The organism is Staphylococcus sp. GDX7P312P, assembly GCF_008385775.1.
Lineage (GTDB): Bacteria > Bacillota > Bacilli > Staphylococcales > Staphylococcaceae > Staphylococcus > Staphylococcus haemolyticus.
Window position 1 is genome coordinate 247,025 of record NZ_VUKI01000005.1, and the last position, 20,253, is coordinate 267,277.

Here is a 20,253-nt window from a genome sequence, read left to right on the forward strand (position 1 = left end):
AGTCACCTCATATCGTTAGTTTGATAACAATACAATCATTATATTATTTAAGTCAATAAATAACTATTAATTACACAATCATTTGTAAATTTACAAAATCATAAATTGACTAATGAAATGATAAGCGTATAATTATAACGTATCATTTTTGATGAATATTAAAACAACATAAAGGAGTATTTATGGGACAAAATCATAACGAAGGTAAAATCAATCTGGTCCAACTTGTATTATTAGGACTAGGAAGTTTAATTGGTTCAGGTTGGTTATTTGGTGCATGGGAAGCTTCTTCTGCAGCTGGTCCTGCAGCCATTTTATCTTGGATTATCGGGTTTATAGTTATAGGAACGATTTCTTATAACTATATTGAAATAGGAACAATGTTTCCGCAATCTGGAGGTATGAGTAACTATGCTCAATACTCACACGGTTCATTGTTAGGATTTATTGCCGCATGGGCAAACTGGGTATCATTAGTTACTATCATTCCAATTGAAGCAGTATCTGCTGTACAATACATCAGTTCATGGCCATGGGATTGGGCAAAACCAACTTCTGCATTAATGCATAATGGTTCAATCAGTACGACAGGATTATTCGCTGTCTATGTCATTATCATTATTTTTTCTTTATTAAACTATTGGTCAGTTAAATTATTAACGTCTTTCACTAGTTTAATTTCGTTCTTTAAATTAGGTGTACCGTTACTAACAATCATCATGTTAATGCTTTCAGGTTTCGACACTAGTAACTACGGTTCATCTATTGGCGAATTTATGCCGTACGGTAGTGCACCAATCTTTGCAGCAACAACAACATCAGGAATCATCTTCTCATTTAATGCATTCCAAACAATCATTAATATGGGATCTGAAATTAAAAATCCTGAAAAGAATATTGCACGTGGCATTGCAATTTCATTAACGTTGAGCGCAATTCTGTACATCATACTACAAAGTACATTTATTACATCTATGCCACAATCAATGATTCATGAGCATGGATGGAGTGGTATCAACTTCAATTCACCATTCGCAGACATGGCAATCTTATTAGGTATCAACTGGTTAGCTATTTTGCTATACATCGAAGCGGTTGTTTCACCATTTGGTACAGGCGTATCATTTGTTGCGATTACTGGTCGTGTATTAAATGCAATGGAACGTAATGGTCATATTCCTAAGTTCTTAGGTAAAATTAATACAACTTATAATATTCCACGTGTAGCCATCGTATTTAATGCGATCATCAGTATGATCATGGTGACGTTATTCCGTGATTGGGGTGTATTAGCCGCTGTTATTTCAACAGCAACATTAGTCGCTTACTTAACAGGACCAACTACGGTAATGTCGTTACGTGAAATGGGACCTAAATTACACAGACCATTCCGAGGCACTATGTTAAAAGTAATGGCACCATTATCATTTGTACTTGCTTCATTAGCAATTTATTGGGCGATGTGGCCAACCACAGCTGAAGTTATATTGATTATTATTTTAGGATTACCAATTTATTTCTTCTATGAATATAAAATGAATTGGAAAAACACTAAAAAACAAATCGGCGGAAGTATGTGGATTATTGTCTACTTAATCTTATTAGCTTGTATGTCATTTATCGGTAGTAAAGAGTTTAAAGGTATTAACCTAATACACTACCCTTACGATTTCCTAGTTATAATTGTTTTAGCACTTGTCTTTTATAGAATTGGTATTACAAGCCACTTCAAGAGTGTGTATTACAAACGTGCTAAGAAGATTAATAAACAAATGAAAGAAGATACTATAGAAGCAGAACAACAGGAAGCTGAAAGAAAAGAAGCAATCCAACAACATAATGATTAATACAGTAAACCTAAGTGTGACTAAGTTCATACTTAGGTTTTTTTAGAATAGAACAGCATTCAATATCTTTCAACTCATAAAATAATGCTATAGTTAAAGTAATTGATAAATGTTGGGTGATGATCTGATGGTAATAATTAATACGAAGTATGGGGCTTTTGAAGGTTTCACACATAAGAATTTAGATTTGTTTCTAGGCATTCCTTATGCATATCCCCCTATTGGACATCGTCGTTTTAAACATGCTAGTCCTATCTATAGTTATAATACATTTGTTGATGCTACACAATTCAGAGCAATCCCTCCACAACCATTCAATAAATTAGAAACGTTCTTTTCAACTAGGAAACAGAAATTTCAACCTAATGAAGATTGCCTACATTTAAACATTTGGCGTCAATCGACTGGCAAAGCAAAGAAACCTGTAATCATTTACTTTTATGGTGGTGGCTTTATAAATGGTCATGGTTCAGCAGAATTATATACTCCAGAACATATTGTTGAGCAACATGATGTCATTGTGATTACGTTCAACTATCGATTAGGTGCATTGGGATTTTTAGATTGGTCTTACTTTAACGCGCACAACGATAAAAATAACGGTCTGTCTGATCAAATTGCGGTATTAAAGTGGGTTGCACATTTTATTAAGTATTTTGGTGGAGATCCTGACAATGTTACATTATGGGGTCAATCAGCAGGCAGTATGAGTATTCAAGCATTGATGCAGCAACCACAACTTGACCACTATTATCATCAAGTCATGTTATTAAGTGGCATATTGCAGTTAGATTCAGCAAAAACTGGTATGATGAAAGCACAACATTTTGATGATTTAATGCAACAACACTTTTCCGGAAAAAGTATAAACGGTTTAGATGATCAAGCCATTCTACAATTAATGGCATATGACGCGGAAGCACGTGGCAAATCTAAAGGCTTAGAATTAATATATCAACCGATTAAAGATAGCAAGATGTGTAGGCCTCTATCTGAATTCAACAAACCCCTTGTATTAAGCTATACGAAAGATGAAGGCGATTGTTATATCCGAAATGAATCACGAAAACTGAGCCCTCAACGTTTCGTTGATGTCATGAAATTAAATCATATCCACGTCGATTTCAGTCGTGTTCAAACTGGAAAACAACAAGCACATGTCGTGACGGAGTTATATTTTAAACAGCCAACATTCATGTTACTTCAACAAATGAGTAATAATTCTTATCGTTGGTTGTTACGCTTTGATTGGGCTCGACCTGAACATGTTCATTTTGCAAGTGCTTATCATATTTTAGATTTAGTCTTCTGGTTCGGTAAGATGGATATAATACAGGGTCACTCTATTAAACTTTCAAACAATGAGTTCGAATTAAGCAAACGTATGATAAGTGACTTAGTTTATTACGCTAGAACAGGCACCATGCCATACGAACCTTACTCGATAAATCACTTAGAACCACATGTATATAAATAAAGAAAACCCGTGATAGATGCATTCATCCATCACGGGTTTAAAATGGTTATATGATATTAATTTTTAGCATAATGTACGTTCTTTAATGTAAGTACAATAATCAGTCCTAATAAACCTATAAAGGCACTTACAAACGTGACCGCTTCAACATTCATATTTGAAACAACAAGGCCACCGATAATACCACCTAAACCAATACCTGCATTAAGACAAGACATATTCCAACTCATAACTTGACTTGTGTCACCTTCAACATGTTCGATAATACCACTTTGAATCGCAGGGTTCGTACTCCATTGCACGATATTCCAAATAAAGAGTCCAACTAATAATAGTATTGTTGTAGATAAAATTAAATTAATGGCTAACATAACTACAATAAATACTGTGAAAGCAATAATTAACCATCGCTTACTAGTCAATTTGTCAGCTAGTACACCACCCATTGATGTACCAACAACACCGGCAACACCATTAACGAGTAGCGCTAATGATACATAGCCCATGGAGTGACCATTCTCTAAAATAAGTGGATTGATAAATACAAACGTCACTGAATTAGCGATTAGAATAAGCAATGTAATTGCTAAAAACTTAACGATCTCAACTGGTCGAACAATATGAGATGTAACTTGATTATCATCGGAAACGTTATTATACATTCTATTGGCTTGATTGAGTTCCGTAGTAGTTGGAAGATATTTCAACATTAATAAGCCGGCAATAAGACTAATAACAATAATAAATACGAATGTGAAACGCCAACCAATCCAATCACCAATCATCGTACCGATTGGCACACCAAAAACATTTGCCCCACTAAATCCAGTATAGACAACACCAATCATCTTACCTCTGTTCTTAGGTATCGTTAGCATTGCTGCTAGTGCTAAGACTTTGACGATAATTAATGATGCAGCGGCTGATGATAATATACGTCCGATGACTAGAATCGTAAAGTTAGGCGCTACGGCGATAATGCCATTCCCTACTACAAAGGCGATTAAAGTCCATAATAATACGGGACGTGCAGGGTATCGATTTGTTAATTTAACAAGTATAGGTCCACATATTGCAAAGGTTAATGCATAAAGCGTGACAAGTTGTCCTATAATCGCTTCTGAAACACCTAAGTCATCACTCATTAAATTCATGATACCAGCGACCATCATTTCAACCATACCTACAATAAATACGCTGATGATAAATGTGGCTATCCGCATAACAGACATCATTCATACTCCTTTCATTTTAATCACTTTTACATAAAAAAACAGCTACGCACTGTTCTTCAAGTTTCGTAACTGTTCCATTATATAATATTCACATATATTTTTCTTCCCCAATGTTTTAAAAGAGACTTTCATTATTGTTGTATTGATGTTCAATAAGTTCTTGTAGAAATGCTGAAAGAACAAGTAATGCAATTGCGCCGTAAGTCACATAATTATTATGTAATACAAAATCAAAACCAAAATTCATATTAAAATAACTTTCAACTAGGCTTATTAAAAATCTAAATATATTAAATAGTGCAAGTAGTGTAATCATAATTCCAAGCAGATGGGATATAACTTTCATATAATTTGCTCCTTCGTTCAATGATTTAGTTATATAGTAAAATTTTCAAATTAAATACTACTTAGTTTAATCTTAATTTTTTCTTAAATAATAATTATCGGAATAGTTAAATGTTAAAAAGTTTTATAAGATAGGTATTGAGGTGGTTTAAATGAACGGCGAAGTACTTATTATTGAAGATGATAAAGATATTAATGAGTTAATGAAATTATCTTTAAGTACAAAAGGAATACAACACATTAAATCCGTTGATAATATTGAAGATGCAAAATTTGAATTATTGAACTTCAATTTTCAAGTTATATTATTAGATTTAAATTTAAAGTCTGAAGATGGTTATCAGTTATTGAAATATATTGATTTAAATGATACAGCCGTTATCGTAGTTACTGCTAAAACAACACATTTAGATGTTTATAAAGGCTTCGAACAAGGTGCAGTTGATTATATTAAGAAACCCTTTGATCCTATGGAGTTATATTATAGAGTGTCTTTACATTTAAATGATAAAGATCAGTCGATGTATCGTTATAATGATTTAACTATTAACTTCAATAGTATGGAAGTGTGTATTAATGATAAACCAATCAACCTTACGAATCGTGAATATAATTTATTAACGTATCTTGTTAAAAATAAGAACCAAGTACTTACGAAAGATCAGCTTTACGCTAAAGTATGGGGATACGATACAGGTGTCGATGATAACACTTTGATGGTACATATTAGAACTTTGCGCAAGAAGATTGAAGCGGTTCCTAATTCACCTAAGATGATTAAAACTGTACGCAGCAAAGGGTACATGTTCAAGGAAGATGGCAATGATCAATAAATTCACATTAAAGTTTCTTAAATATATGACTATATTTGTACTTCTAAATTTCACTATCACGTGTGTATTAATAATTATATTGTTTTTCAAAGTTTTACCTAATATTTATTGGGATATTAACGAAATTGAACCAACCTATTTAGAAACATACGGAGTTACCAAAGAACCAAATGACAATCTTAAATCGTTAGCCAAGAAGAGTAACGTTGATTTATATTTCGTCCGTAAAAATGGTGACATTCTCTACCCAAAATCGAAACGTAATTCAAATATAAAACCAACGCTATTAAAAAACATAAATAATGCGAATTCTGTTGTATCAAAAAAAGGCACGTATCTTGTTTATATTTATAGAAATAAAATGAAGCAACCTAAAATAACAAATAGCGATGAAATCAAAACATCACAACTACTTGATAGTTTATCATCTTTAGATTTCAATCATTACAACTATTTGATTTCAAACAATGAACTTCAATTTGTGAAGAATCCAGGTCAAAGAACTATACTGTGGAATGATAACTTTGGCGAAGCCTTTAATGATAGCAAGAATACGTATATTGTACTTTTCATTTCGTTCATCGTTGCTAACATCATCTTAATTGCTTTAACTGCCATTCTAATTTCAAAACGTCTGACAAGACCGTTGTCCTTTTACATTGATTGGATTGGCAATTTGTCTTTGGGCAAACTACATCAGCCTACGTCGAAACGTAAGCGATTTAAGAATCGTCGAACATATCCGGAACTGGACACATCTTTGTCGAAATTGAATGAACAAATGTTGTCTGATAAATTTTATCATAATCAAATGTCATATTATAAATCGAAGTGGATTAGTCAAATCTCTCATGATTTAAAATCACCACTTACAACGATTTATGGTTACTCTAAACTAATACAAGCTGATGAAGCGTCACAATCTTATGTTCAACTTATTTCGGAGAAAGCAACGTTTATGAGTGATTTGATTGATAGTTTGAATCAAACGTTTGATATGGAAACCAATCAGATGAAGCATGATAAAGAGAACTTTCCTATTCAATCAACAGTTAATCGTATTGCTCAGATTATTGGTTACCAATCCCTAACATGCGACTTTCATTTTGAAGATGAATCAACGTTTTATGGGAATAAATTGTATTTCGAGAGACTTCTGATAAATTTAATCAATAATAGTATTGATCATAATGAGATCAACCCTAGCATAAAAATAACTTTTTCTAAAATTGAAAATAACTTGATGATTGATTATAAGGATGACGGTCAAGGTTTGCCTCACGCTAATATTGATGCATTATTTAAACAGTCGTATACGTCGAAAGCGAATAAAGCTCAACATGGTATCGGTTTATCTATCATAAAAGACGCTGTTAATTATCATCATGGTTCAATTACACTATTACCATCTAAGCAAGGTGTACATTTCCATATCATATTGGTGGATACAGCATAGTAAATAAAAAGTCAGCTTTCATTTGGAGAATCAAGTGAAAGCTGACTTTTTAATTTAATTATCTTTCGCTTCTTCATCGGGTGCATTGAGTGCACTATTACGCGCCACTAATTGATGACGCACGTTAAAGAATTGGTTATAGCTTAAATATGTCGCAATTAACGCTGACATTATCGTAGCTGTGGTATGGATAAATACGACAAGTAATTGGAATTTAATCGCTTGTAGTGGTGGTACGCCACCAATAATCAAGCCTGTCATCATACCAGGAATAGAAACTAGACCATATGTTTTAACCGAGTCTATCGTAGGTACGATAGCTAGTCGTATACTCTCTCTAATTGATGCTTTAGAAGCCAATTTGGGTGTGGCCGCTAATGTAAGCTTAGATTCAATATCAGTAATATCTTTAACAAATGCTCGATCTAAATTCTGGTAAGCCAAATTAATCGCGATAAGGCCATTATTCGCTAACATACCACCTATCGGAATAACTTCATTTGCTTTGAAATCAATCGCTCCAGCTAATACAGTAGCAGTTAGCGGTAAGGCAGTTCCAATAAATATAGCGATAAATGAAATCCAAAAGACATGATGCATAACAGGAGAAGCACGGTTAATTGTGTTCCACGATGCGTTTATAATAATGATTAGCACTGCTAACATTAATATCCATGCTTGATCTATTTTGAAAATATAGTGCAATATAAAACCTAAGATGATTAACTGTACAACTGCACGTACGGAAGCTACTACTAAATCTTTAATAATATGTAACCCTTCTTTATACGAAATAAAGATTGGAATTAATAATAATAATGCAGTTAAACAAAGGGCTGTATTACTCATTCTGATTTAACGCCTCCTCTTTCGTTATCTCACCATCACTAATTGTTATTCTTCTATGAAAATGTCTCATACTCTGGTCATCACTGTGCGTAATCCATAAGACTGCGACACCTTCTTTAACCATGTCAAAAATCATTTGTTCAATGATGTGCTTATTTTGCGTGTCGAGTGCACTTGTAGATTCATCTAGCAATAATATATCCGGACGATACATAAGTTGACGTGCAATCGTAATCCTTTGGCGTTCACCTCCGGATAGATGTTCAATCTTAGAGTTTAAATCATACTGACCTAAGTTCACTTTCTTCAATAAATCGAGTGCCTTTTCCTTATCAAAGTGCGCATCACGAGCTAACGCTGGAAATGACATGTTATCCTCAATCGTCTCACCAAAAAGTTGACTCTGTTGCATGAGATAACTTATCTTCATACGCAATTCTTCAGGAGGATAGTCATTGAATGGCTTATCTTTGAAATAAAGTTCCCCATCTGTCGGGCTAATTAGATTATTAATCTGCTTTAAAAATGTACTCTTCCCACTACCGGATGGACCTATGATTGCTACTGCCTCACCTTCATTTAATTGAAAGTTGATATTTTTGAGTATCATACGTCTATCCGCTTTATATGATAAATTTTTGATGTTTAATAACATCTGTTACTAACCTCCTCTTAACTATTACTTTTATTGGAAAATAAATTAAAATACTTATTTATTTAATCTGTTCTAGCATCATTTATATCTATAATAACAAAAAAAGAAGTAAGATAAGCGAATTCATGTTAACATTTCTTGATTCACTGTATCTCACTTCAATCCGAGTAAATCGATTACCAAATAATCGAAATAATAATAGAGAAATATGAAATTAAGTTATTTATCATATGCAACGTAATGGTGATTGCTAAGTTACGACCACTATAGTGATACGCAACTACAAATCCAATAGCCATAATTAAATATGGTCCAACTTCAAATGGAGATGATGCGCTTAGTACGTGTAATCCAGCAAAGATTAATACTGATACAACGTACATTGCACCATATGTTAATTTCTTACCGAGTTCATGAATAATGAGATGTCTAAAGAGTAATTCCTCAACGATTGGCGTAACGATTACTATATCTAAAAATAATATTGGCCAAATCCATCTCGTCTTAAAGAGTTCCTCAATTTGTTTATTATTTTCAGTATTATTAAACTGATATTTTTCAGGTAGCAATTCTATTAAGTTTCCGTATAAAAATTGTGCCAAATACATCGCAATGAGAACAACAATAATCAGTATGATATGTTTTTTCAAATCTTTAAAGCGTTGAATTGCTAATGGAATAAGCGATTTGCGATGCATTAAATAAAATAATAGTAATAACAGACACTGTCCTAATAAGACAAAAATTTGATTAATCCCCATTAATTGTTTTATGAAAGGATCTTGTGAGGTTTGACCCGTAATAGCTACAATCGTAATCATTACAACTATTGTTAATATCAATGGCAAAACAATATTAATAATTAAGTAGCCTGGTATAAGCCAGAAATCACGTTTAACAATTCGTTTTAATGCAAATTCATTGTTTAGTTGTGAATGCTTAGATGTTTCTTGCGAATGTTCATATTCATTTGTCATAAGTCTCTCCCTATCTATTCTTTTTGAATATGTAAATTTCAACTATTATCAAAAATTAAAAGAACTTCTCTACCATTGTAGTAATAAATATCACCAAATGTACAGAGCTATGATAAAGATATGATGCTGCTAAATTCTTTCCACTTCTTATGTAAATAATGATAGAGCCAATTGATAATATTAAATACGGTATCACTTCCATGATGGATATCAAGTCATATACCTGTACACTTACTTCTATCACTATACTCAATACAATAACTACCATCAAATTCAGCTTTTTTCCGAGTTCATGAATGATTAAATGTCGATAAATTAATTCTTGAATTAAAGGTTGTAATACAACCATTGTAATAAAAGTAAACACAATTGCAATTGAATGATTGAATAGACCTTCAAGACGAAGTTGCGCTTGAGTTACATCATAACTTAAAGGTTTAGGTAGTTTCTGCGCTACAAAATTAAAAGCATAATATAGCAATAATGCACTGATACTCACACTAACTATTAATGGTAGGTAATTACGTTTAGCAATGCGAAATTGTCTAAATGCCACATCAGCAATATAGAGTTTATGTAATGCAAAAAATGACACGATAACAATAAATTGCGCTATAACGAAACTGACGCTCAACATCAAATTATATAAATAGAGTGGTGGTGGGTCTTGCGTTATCATCGCATGAACACCTAGAACACCGAAAACAATAATAATTGGCATTAAAATTTGAAAAACGATGTAAATGGGTATTAATAAGAAATCTTTTTTTACTACTTCAGGACTTACCCATTGATTTCTTAAACCCTCTTGTTTCAATGACTTTCCCTCTTTTCCCATAGGTCACCTCTTACATCTTGTACATCATACTTTATCATCGAAATACATGTATGTCATATATCATTTGTTATTCTATCAGATTATTAATATTAAGAAATTGAAAATTTCTTCCTAATTTAAATTGTAAAAGATTTACATTGGTGTATGATTTAAATTGTAGAAAGTTCAAAGGGGGAGAAATAAAATTGATTTCTATACTTACAGTTATGCAGTTTATTGTTAACATCATGATATTTATTGTGATTCTTTCAATAATCGGCTTAATACTTGTGTTGCTATTTAAAGATAAAGGGCAGAATCAACACAGTGTCTTACGTAATTATCCTGTTCTAGGACGTGTACGTTACTTTGCAGAAAAGATTGGACCAGAATTACGTCAATACTTATTTGCTAATGATACAGAGGGGAAACCATTTTCAAGAAATCAGTACACAAATATTGTGCTAGCAGGTAAATACAACTCTCGAATGTCTAGTTTTGGAACACAGCGAGAGTATAAGGATGGTTTTTACATACGAAATACAATGTTTCCTTTACAACGTAATGAATTACAAATTGATAATCAAACTATGATTTCAACATTCGTCTATAAAGTGGACAATGAACGCTTGTTTCAACGTGATGAACATCGAGATCAAACAGCTATTGATCCGTACTACTTAACAGACGATAATGCTATTATTCTCGGAAACAATTTAGAACATCCTTTTAAAATCAAACGACTCGTTGGTCAATCAGGAATGAGCTACGGTGCACTTGGTGGTCGTGCAATCACTGCATTATCACAAGGGTTAGCCCGTGCAGGCACATGGATGAATACAGGTGAAGGTGGATTGTCAGAATATCACCTTAAAGGTGGAGGCGATATTATCTTCCAAATCGGACCTGGTCTCTTCGGTGTTCGTGATAAAGATGGTAACTTTAGCGACGATCAATTTCTGAAGACGGCAAATCATAAAGAGGTCAAAGCATTTGAAATTAAGCTCGCACAAGGTGCCAAAACACGCGGTGGTCATATGGAGGGCAATAAAGTTACAGAAGAAATTGCCAAAATCAGAAACATTGAACCTTATAAAACCGTGAATTCACCTAACCGCTTTGATTTTATAGACTCACCTGAAGACTTATTACAATTTGTAGATAAAATACGTCAACTAGGTCAAAAACCAGTCGGCTTTAAAATAGTAGTGAGTAAAGTTGAAGAAATTGAAGCATTAGTTCAAGCAATGATTGATATGAATATATATCCTGATTTCATCACAATTGATGGCGGTGAAGGTGGTACAGGTGCGACATTCCAAGAGTTGCAAGATGGTGTCGGTCTACCATTATTTACAGCACTACCTATCGTAACTGGTATGTTAGAGCAACATCAAATTAGAGATAAAATGAAAATCTTTGCCTCAGGTAAATTAATTACGCCAGATAAAGTAGCGATCGCTTTAGGATTAGGTGCCGATTTAGTTAATATTGCTCGTGGCATGATGATTAGTGTAGGTTGTATTATGAGTCAACAATGTCACTTGAACACGTGTCCCGTAGGTGTTGCGACGACAGATCCTAAGAAGGAAAAAGCATTAATTGTCGATGAAAAGCAATATCGAGTAACGAACTATATTACAAGTTTACATGAAGGACTATTTAACATTGCGGCCGCAGTTGGTGTCAAAAGTCCGAATGAAATTACAAATGACCATATTGTAATTAAACGTGTTGATGGTTCAATAGAAAATATCATTGATTATAAATTGAAATTAATAAGTTAACTCGATGACAAAGAGAGTAAGGTTGGATAAAAATAATACTTTGAAGCTATATCGCAAACTCGTAATAGCTGACTAGTAAGAGAAGGTACTCATATCAAGTACCTTCTCTTTTTTGTAATTTCTTGAATTAAGCGAGTACCAATTAAATAGACTCTCGGAAATTCTATCCCCTACCTTTTTAATTCTTACTAATTCAGTTTGATTTCATTTCAATGTGCTGTATAATAATTAAAAATAAATTATCAGAATATTCTATTAATTGGAGGTAATATTTATGACAGACAATCATCCAAATTGGAAATTTGAAACACAAACGATTCATGCCGGACAAGTTATCGATGAATTCTCAAAATCACGTGCTGTGCCTATTTACCAAACATCAAGTTATGTCTTTGATGATACGCAACATGCACAAGACCTATTCTCTTTGGCTAAACCAGGTAATATTTACACACGAATCATGAACCCAACTCAGAATGTCTTTGAAGCACGTATCACACAATTAGAAGGTGGTGTTGGTGCATTAGCTACCTCTTCAGGTCAAGCTGCTATCACATTGGCATTACTTAATATTGTGGAAACTGGTTCAGAGATTGTAGCATCGTCTAACCTATATGGCGGTTCTTATAACTTATTAAACATCACCTTTGCAAAACTAGGTATTAAAGTTCACTTTGTTGATCCTAGTGACCCTAACAACTTTAAAGCAGCGATTAATGATAAAACAAGAGCGATTTATGCTGAAACAATCGGTAATCCAGCTATAGATGTATTAGATATTGAAGCGGTAGCACAAATTGCTCACGATAATGGTTTACCACTTGTCATTGATAATACATTTGCTTCTCCTTATTTATGTCGTCCATTTGAACATGGTGCTGATATTGTTATCCATTCAGCTACTAAATTTATAGGGGGCCATGGTACATCAATAGGTGGCATTATAGTAGATAGCGGTAAGTTTAATTGGGATAACGGTAAGTTCCCTGGATTAGTCGAACCTGATCCAAGTTATCATGGCATTTCATATACGAATGATGTCGGTGAAGCTGCATACATCACTAAAGCACGTGTTCAATTATTACGTGATTTAGGTTCAGCTGTGTCGCCTTATAATGTTCATGAATTTTTAATTGGTTTAGAAACATTACATCTACGTATGGAACGTCACTCTGAAAATGCCTTAAAAGTTGCTCAATTTTTAGCTCAACACCCTAAAGTCACTTGGGTAAATTATCCTGGTCTTGAAAACAACAAATATCATAACTTAGCTAAAAAATATCTACCAAAAGGTCAAGGTGCAATTCTGACATTTGGCGTAGACGGATCAGTTGATGACATCGCTCGCTTCGTCGATAAATTGCAACTATTCTCATTACTCGCAAATGTAGGAGACTCCAAATCACTCGTCATCCATCCTGCAAGTACGACGCATCAACAATTGACTGAAGCGGAACAACGTCAATCAGGTGTACTTCCAGAAATGGTTCGTCTATCTATAGGTACTGAAAATGCTGAAGATATTATTAACGACTTAAATGATGCACTTAGCATTATTTAAATGATATAAAAATAAGCTGTAATGGATCATGAGACATTAATTTATGTCCCCGGCTCCGTTACAGCTTTTATGGTTCATTATTCATCTGTCATATTACTTTTTTGTTTAAAGCCTAATTTTTTTAATTCTCTAACGGTCCCTTCCATATTGACCTTCTTATCATTTTTAGATGTTGACATTAAAGAGAAGTACTTCTCGACTTCTTTAATATCTGCTTTTTTATAGTTTATATCGATTGTTTCAACCCATTTTTCATGATTATTTTCTAAGCTATAAGATACACCTTTAAGGTCTTTCAATTGATGATGATCATGGAACGTCTTCTTAGCTTCTTTCTTAGACATACCGAAATCATTATACTTCAATGTTGTTACCGTTGATTGTTTTACTACTTTATTCTTTTTATAAGACAATGTCGTTAATACATGCTTCCCTTCCATGTCACCTTCATATGTCTTAGAGCGTTCCTTACTACACGCGCCTAATATACTTACACTTAACACCATTAATATCGTCAATACAAAGAACTTTTTCATCATACTCATCTACTTCCCACTGTGTCATTTTTCAATTAAATTATAGCATTTACTTTATCTTATTATGTATATCATTACCAGATAATTTTGATTAGAAACAATTTTTTCAGAAAAACAAAAATCTACATGCTACAATGTTAGTAAATAATGACGTTAGGAAGTGTGTGCATATGAAAGAATCAATTGAATTATTAAAATCATTGACTGATGTGAATGGCATTGCTGGATATGAACGCAATGTAAAGGCAAAGATGAAAGAATATTTAGAGCCTGTAAGTGATGAAATTATAGAAGATGGTTTGGGTGGCATATTTGGTAAAAAAGCAAGTGACAATGGAACAAAATCACTTATGGTAGCTGGCCACCTAGATGAAATTGGCTTTATCGTGACTAAAATCGATAATAATGGATTTATTAAATTCCAACCTATTGGTGGTTGGTGGAATCAAGTCATGTTATCTCAAAAAGTAACCATTACAACAGATGATGGTACTGAAATCCGTGGTCTTATCGGTTCAAAACCACCACACGTACTTGACCCAGAAGAACGTAAGAAGCCTGTCCAAATTAAAGATATGTACATTGATATCGGTGTTCGAAGTAAAGAAGATGCTGAAAATCACGGTATCGAAGTTGGCAATATGATTACACCTTATAGTGAATTTGAAGAATTAGCGAATGGCAAATATTTAACTGCTAAAGCATTCGATAATCGCTACGGTTGTGCACTTGCAATCGATGTATTAAAAAGACTTAAAGATGAACAAATCGGTGTAGATTTATATGCAGGGGCAACTGTGCAAGAAGAAGTTGGCTTGCGTGGTGCTAAAGTTGCTGCTAATAAAATCAAACCTGACCTCGCTATTGCAGTGGATGTTGCAGTCGCATACGATACACCAGGAATGAACAACCTTGGAAGTGAGACGACTTTAGGAAATGGGCCTGTAGTAATCTTAATGGATGCATCTAATGTTGCACATCAAGGCTTACGTCAACATATTAAAGAAGTTGCAAGAAGACATTACATTACTGTGCAATGGGATACAACAGCTGGCGGTGGTACAGATGCAGGAAGTATCCATGTTGCAAATGAAGGTATACCTACAATTTCTATTGGCGTTGCCTTACGTTATATGCATTCAAATGTGTCAGTACTCCACACAGATGATTATGAAAATTCAGTGCGCCTTGTAACTGAAATCGTTCGTTCACTAAACGATGATGCTTATGAGAGAATAAAATGGTAAGTTACTAGTTAAAATATTATGAATTTGATAATTTAAGTCATATCATCAAAATATCGCATTTTCACACTAGTTTGTGGTGTGCTTAATATAATAAAGATTAACGTCATTTGACGTCACTAACCCCAGTCTACTGCCATAGACTGGGGTTATAATATTAACCTTCATTTTAATTTAACTATTAGAATTTATTGCTATTCTACTGAATTCTCCCAACTATCATCACTTAACATTTCTCCTGGCCAAGTGTAAGCCATAACACCACCATCAATTCGAACCGTTTCACCAGTAATAAATGAACTATCGTCAGATGCTAGAAATGCAACAAGTTTACCTACTTCTTCAGGTTTACCTAATCGACCTAATGGAGTGACCCATTTTTGATTATCGCGGAACGTTTTACCCGCTTCATCTTCTGAAGTACCCGCTAAATTGTCTACTAATGGTGTTTCAATTGTTCCTGGTGCAATAGCATTCGCACGAATATTCTCACGACCATATTCAATAGCGATAGATTTCGTAAAGTTAATGACTGCACCTTTGGCAGCGTTATATCCAGAACGATATAAGTCGGCAGCTTGTCCTGAGAATGATGCCGTATTAATAATAGAACCGCCTTGTTCCATCATTAACGGTAATAAGAATTTGGTTACTAAGAATGTACCTCTCATATCCACTGCCATGATTTTATCGAATACTTCAACAGGATACTCGTGGATTCGGCCTGCGCCATTATCTACACCCGCATTATTAAAGATAACATCTACACGCCCATACTCATCTCTAGCTTTATCCGCAAAGTCTTGGACTTGTTTATCATCTGAGATGTCTACTTTATACGCAGTAGCTTTACCTCCATTATGATTTATTTCTTCAACCGTTTTTTCTAATTCATCCGAAATATCAAGTGCGAGTACATGTGCACCTTCATTAGCCAAGACTTTTGCTGATGCTTGGCCGATACCTGTACTTGCACCAGTGATGACTGCAATTTTATTTTCTAAACGTTTCATAACGGCTTTCACTCCTATTTTCAAATTTCTTTAATGAAATTTAACTCATCTATACAATGTTTATCTTCCACACTTCAAACACCCTCAAACCTTATTCTCATAATGATAGCGCTTCATCACACAATTTAATTCCAATCTTATTTAATAAGTAATTATTATTGTACTTATCACATTAATAACCAATTCTTATACTTAAATTTCTGAAAATTGCTATATTTTAAAAATCAGTTTGTTATACTTTGAGTTAACTAACAAAGGGGGCCATTTTATGACCACTAATACAAAAGAAAGAACATCTTTAGTTAATAAATTTCTAAATGGTGTTGAAAAAGCTGGTAATAAATTACCAGACCCTGCAATGCTTTTCTTCTTAATGTGTGTTGGCTTAGCCGTTATCACTTGGATTGTGTCTCTTTTTGACGTATCAGTGAAACATCCAGGAAATGGAGAAGCCATACATATAAAGAGTATTCTTAGTACTGAAGGTATCGCTATGATTATGAATGATGCCGTTAAGAACTTTTCTGAATTTCCTGCACTAGGACTTGTATTAGCAGTGATGATTGGTGTCGGTGCTGCTGAGAAATCAGGATATTTTGATAAGTTAATGATTTCAGTTGTTAACCGAGCTTCAAAGCGAATCATTGTACCGACTATCATTTTAATTGGGATATTAGGAAGTTTAGCTGGGGATGCAGCAACAGTCATCTTACCCCCACTTGCTGCAATGATCTTTATTAAAATTGGCTATCACCCAATCGCCGGTCTTGCAATGGCCTATGCTTCTTCATTAGGTGGTTTTGGTGCTAACTTTTTAATTGGTATGCAAGATGCATTAGTCTATGCATTTACTGAACCAGCGACGAAGATTGTTTCAGATAGCGTCAAGATTAATGTGGCTATGAACTGGTACTTTATTGCCGCAAGTGTCATCTTAGTACTTCCTGTTATCTATTTCACTACAACAAAGGTTGTTATACCACGTTTAGGTGAATATGATGCGAGTCAAGCTAATTATGATGAAGACGAGGAAACATCATCTCATATTACGCCAACTGAAAAGAAAGCATTATTCTGGGCGAACATGTCATTTCTTTTACTGATTGTTGCCCTAATCATATGTTGTATTCCAGAAGGAAGTTGGTTAAGAAATGCTAAAACAGGCAGTCTCATTGACGACTCACCTTTAATTAATGGTGTTGGTTTAGTGATTCTTGTTATTTTCTTAATTCCTGGGATGGTCTATGGCATTTTGAGTAAACAAATCAAGAACTCAAAAGATTTAGGTGGTATGATTAGTGACTCTCTTGGTTCTATGGGGTCTTTCATATTAATCGTATTCTTTGCAGCTCAATTATTAGCATTCTTACAATGGAGTAATCTTGGTATTATTGTGTCAGTCTATGGCGCCAAATTACTTCAACATCAAAATGGTATCGTGCTTATTATAGGCATCATTATTCTTAGTAGTTTGATTAACTTAATTATTGGTAGTGCATCGGCTAAGTGGGGTATTCTTGCTCCAATCTTCGTACCGATGATGATTTTACTAGGTTATCATCCTGCATTTACACAAATGATTTATCGTGTTGGTGATTCAATTACAAACCCGATCACTCCGATGATGCCTTATATGCCACTCGTTCTATCTTACGCGCAAAAGTATGATAAAAATATGAAACTAGGTTCCCTACTTTCTAGTTTAATGCCATACACCTTTGCGTTAGGTGTCGTATGGACATTATTCGTTATCGCTTGGTACTTACTAGGTATTCCATTAGGACCAGGTGGACCTGTTAAAATTCCGAAATAATTTAACAAGGGTTATAATATTTTAGCCTTTTAAATGTGCACAAACCTCCTCTATCTTCGAGGAGGTTTATTTTTATGTAATCCCTTACAAAATTTTTACTTATTACTAAATATTTATAGCAGTCTCCCTTTTTCAAAGTGTTATATTACGGTAAAATAAAGGTATAGAAGTGTATTTTAATCAACATTATTCTAGTCATTTAGGAGGACACGATGGAAGAACGAATAGGTTTAGTAGATATTGGATCAAATACTATCAGATTAGTTATTTTTAACTTTAATAAAGAATCAGGAATTAATGAATTGCTCAATATTAAGACGCCTGCACGACTAAGCCAATATCTCACTAAAGATAATAAAATGAGTAAAGAAGGCATAAAAGTACTCATTGATGCATTACACAGCTTTAAATCTGTGTCTGATAAATTCAATGTAACTGAATTACATCCGATTGCTACTGCCGCAATCCGTCAATCTAAAAACAATGATGAAATTGTCAATGAAGTTAAAAATGAAGTTGGTATTGATATTAAAATCGTACCCGAAGAAGACGAAGCTTACTATGGTTACTACGCAATTACTCACACTACTGAAATTGAAAACGGAGTATCCGTCGACATCGGTGGCGGTTCAACTGAAGTAACGTTATTTAAAGATAAAGAACTATTTGAATCACATAGTTTCCCTTTCGGTGTCGTAACACTTAAAAGAAAGTTCTTCAACGACAAAGATCATAATGACAAAGGTGCCATTAAAGATATGGAGAAATTCCTATCTCAACAATTTGAATCTTTAGAGTGGTTGAAAGATCAAGAGGTTGCACTTGTAGGTGTCGGTGGTTCCGCACGAAATGTAGCTCGAATCCATCAAGCCGAACATTCATACCCTATTGGCGGTGTACACAATTATACAATGACGAATAAAGATATTGATGAAGTCTTTGATATCATTCGTAAAAGTGATCGCGATGATTTAACTAACCTTGACGGCCTAAGTCGTGATCGTGTAGACATCATCTTACCAGCTGTATCAGTGTTTAAAACGTTGTATAAAATTGTAGACGCTAAACAGTTCACATTCTCTAGAAACGGTTTACGTGAGGGATATGTCATGAAGCAAGTACGTGAACGCTATCCTGATGTCTTCGATAAAAATAATGTACGTAAAGAATCCATTCATTTCTTAGCACGTGAATATAAGATTGAAGATGTTAGTTCACAAGCACGTCTTAAATTAGCTAAATCCTTATTATCACAATTAATTGATATCGCTGATTTAGACATTAGTAACAACGATCAACGTCTATTTGAAGAAGGCGCTTATATTTACTACCTAGGTAGCTTTATCGATTCAGATTCAAGTTCTCCACACACGTACTACATCATTGCTAACTCTATGATTAACGGTTATACACATAAAGACCGTGTTAAATTAGCGTTACTCGCTAGTTTCAAAAATAAATCACTATTGAAATTCTATTGCAAAGAAACAGATTGGTTTAGCAATAAAGAAGTAGATACGATTCAAGCACTCGGCGGCATCATTAAATTTATCAACGCATTAAACATTTCACAAACAAGCTTCGTAGTCGATGTTGAATTGAAGAAAAAGAAAAAAGGCGACGAGGACTATCAATTGGCTGTTTACTATACTGAAGGCGAGCCTATTGCAGAAGAATATCAAGCAAACAGACAGAAAAAACATATTGAAAAGATACTTAAAGGAAATGTTTCCATTATCTTTACAAAATCTTAAAACAAGTATGCTATCTTAAAGTTAGGATATTATGCCTTTTACTTACTAATTGAA

The 20,253-nt window shown here is 33.9% G+C and carries 17 protein-coding genes; 9 read left to right on the forward strand and 8 right to left on the reverse strand.

Features of this window, described 5'->3' with window-relative positions; translation table 11 throughout:
• Positions 1–182: 182 nt before the first annotated feature.
• Positions 183–1,847, forward strand: a complete 1,665-nt coding sequence (locus tag F1592_RS02960; protein ID WP_053016493.1) for an APC family permease — start codon at positions 183–185, stop codon at positions 1,845–1,847.
• A gap of 127 nt (positions 1,848–1,974) precedes the next feature.
• Entirely contained in the window at positions 1,975–3,324 is a 1,350-nt protein-coding gene (locus F1592_RS02965; protein ID WP_149809399.1) for a carboxylesterase family protein, read from the forward strand.
• Positions 3,325–3,380: 56 nt separating this feature from the next.
• On the opposite strand, the gene F1592_RS02970 is transcribed toward F1592_RS02965, so the two are convergent.
• Together F1592_RS02970 and F1592_RS02975 are read right to left on the reverse strand one after the other, a co-directional pair.
• Positions 3,381–4,556: an MFS transporter gene (locus F1592_RS02970; RefSeq protein ID WP_053016487.1), complete on the reverse strand. Its 1,176-nt coding sequence runs from the start codon at positions 4,554–4,556 to the stop codon at positions 3,381–3,383.
• Between the two features lie 118 nt (positions 4,557–4,674).
• Entirely contained in the window at positions 4,675–4,905 is a 231-nt protein-coding gene (locus tag F1592_RS02975) for a hypothetical protein (protein ID WP_107609758.1), read from the reverse strand.
• A gap of 151 nt (positions 4,906–5,056) precedes the next feature.
• Between F1592_RS02975 and F1592_RS02980 the strand changes: the two genes are divergently transcribed.
• A complete protein-coding gene (locus tag F1592_RS02980) occupies positions 5,057–5,737 on the forward strand; it encodes a response regulator transcription factor (RefSeq protein ID WP_053016483.1) in 681 nt (226 codons plus the stop codon).
• Entirely contained in the window at positions 5,727–7,193 is a 1,467-nt protein-coding gene (locus F1592_RS02985) for a sensor histidine kinase (RefSeq protein ID WP_053016481.1), read from the forward strand. The genes F1592_RS02980 and F1592_RS02985 overlap by 11 nt, the downstream gene beginning before the upstream one ends.
• A 54-nt stretch (positions 7,194–7,247) precedes the next feature.
• On the opposite strand, the gene F1592_RS02990 is transcribed toward F1592_RS02985, so the two are convergent.
• From F1592_RS02990 to lnsB, 4 genes are all read right to left on the reverse strand, one after another.
• Positions 7,248–8,042, reverse strand: coding sequence for an ABC transporter permease (locus F1592_RS02990; RefSeq protein ID WP_037550211.1), 795 nt, complete (start codon positions 8,040–8,042; stop codon positions 7,248–7,250).
• Positions 8,035–8,697, reverse strand: coding sequence for an ABC transporter ATP-binding protein (locus F1592_RS02995; RefSeq protein ID WP_053016479.1), 663 nt, complete (start codon positions 8,695–8,697; stop codon positions 8,035–8,037). The genes F1592_RS02990 and F1592_RS02995 overlap by 8 nt, the downstream gene beginning before the upstream one ends.
• Positions 8,698–8,873: 176 nt before the next feature.
• Entirely contained in the window at positions 8,874–9,674 is an 801-nt protein-coding gene (locus F1592_RS03000; protein ID WP_149809398.1) for a CPBP family intramembrane glutamic endopeptidase, read from the reverse strand.
• Positions 9,675–9,729: 55 nt separating this feature from the next.
• Complete coding sequence (lnsB, locus tag F1592_RS03005; RefSeq protein WP_053016477.1) at positions 9,730–10,512, reverse strand: CPBP family lipoprotein N-acylation protein LnsB; 783 nt, start codon at positions 10,510–10,512, stop codon at positions 9,730–9,732.
• A gap of 188 nt (positions 10,513–10,700) precedes the next feature.
• Here lnsB and F1592_RS03010 point away from each other — a divergent pair, with 188 nt between their 5' ends.
• A complete protein-coding gene (locus F1592_RS03010) occupies positions 10,701–12,278 on the forward strand; it encodes an FMN-binding glutamate synthase family protein (RefSeq protein WP_107609759.1) in 1,578 nt (525 codons plus the stop codon).
• Positions 12,279–12,552: 274 nt separating this feature from the next.
• Positions 12,553–13,839 (forward strand): homocysteine synthase, encoded by a 1,287-nt coding sequence (locus F1592_RS03015; protein WP_037550226.1) that lies wholly within the window; start codon positions 12,553–12,555, stop codon positions 13,837–13,839.
• A gap of 77 nt (positions 13,840–13,916) precedes the next feature.
• Here the strand turns inward: F1592_RS03015 and F1592_RS03020 are convergent, their stop codons facing one another.
• On the reverse strand, positions 13,917–14,378 hold the full coding sequence (locus F1592_RS03020) for a YehR family lipoprotein (protein WP_053016472.1): 462 nt from the start codon (positions 14,376–14,378) through the stop codon (positions 13,917–13,919).
• A gap of 167 nt (positions 14,379–14,545) precedes the next feature.
• Here F1592_RS03020 and F1592_RS03025 point away from each other — a divergent pair, with 167 nt between their 5' ends.
• Positions 14,546–15,622, forward strand: coding sequence for a M42 family metallopeptidase (locus F1592_RS03025; protein ID WP_053016470.1), 1,077 nt, complete (start codon positions 14,546–14,548; stop codon positions 15,620–15,622).
• A 191-nt stretch (positions 15,623–15,813) separates the two neighbouring features.
• Here F1592_RS03025 and F1592_RS03030 read toward each other — a convergent pair whose 3' ends face one another.
• Positions 15,814–16,632 (reverse strand): SDR family oxidoreductase, encoded by an 819-nt coding sequence (locus F1592_RS03030; RefSeq protein ID WP_053016468.1) that lies wholly within the window; start codon positions 16,630–16,632, stop codon positions 15,814–15,816.
• A gap of 268 nt (positions 16,633–16,900) precedes the next feature.
• Here F1592_RS03030 and F1592_RS03035 point away from each other — a divergent pair, with 268 nt between their 5' ends.
• Together F1592_RS03035 and ppx are read left to right on the forward strand one after the other, a co-directional pair.
• Complete coding sequence (locus F1592_RS03035; protein WP_149809397.1) at positions 16,901–18,445, forward strand: AbgT family transporter; 1,545 nt, start codon at positions 16,901–16,903, stop codon at positions 18,443–18,445.
• Between the two features lie 212 nt (positions 18,446–18,657).
• Positions 18,658–20,199 (forward strand): exopolyphosphatase, encoded by a 1,542-nt coding sequence (ppx, locus tag F1592_RS03040; RefSeq protein WP_149809396.1) that lies wholly within the window; start codon positions 18,658–18,660, stop codon positions 20,197–20,199.
• The last annotated feature ends 54 nt before the right edge of the window (positions 20,200–20,253 follow it).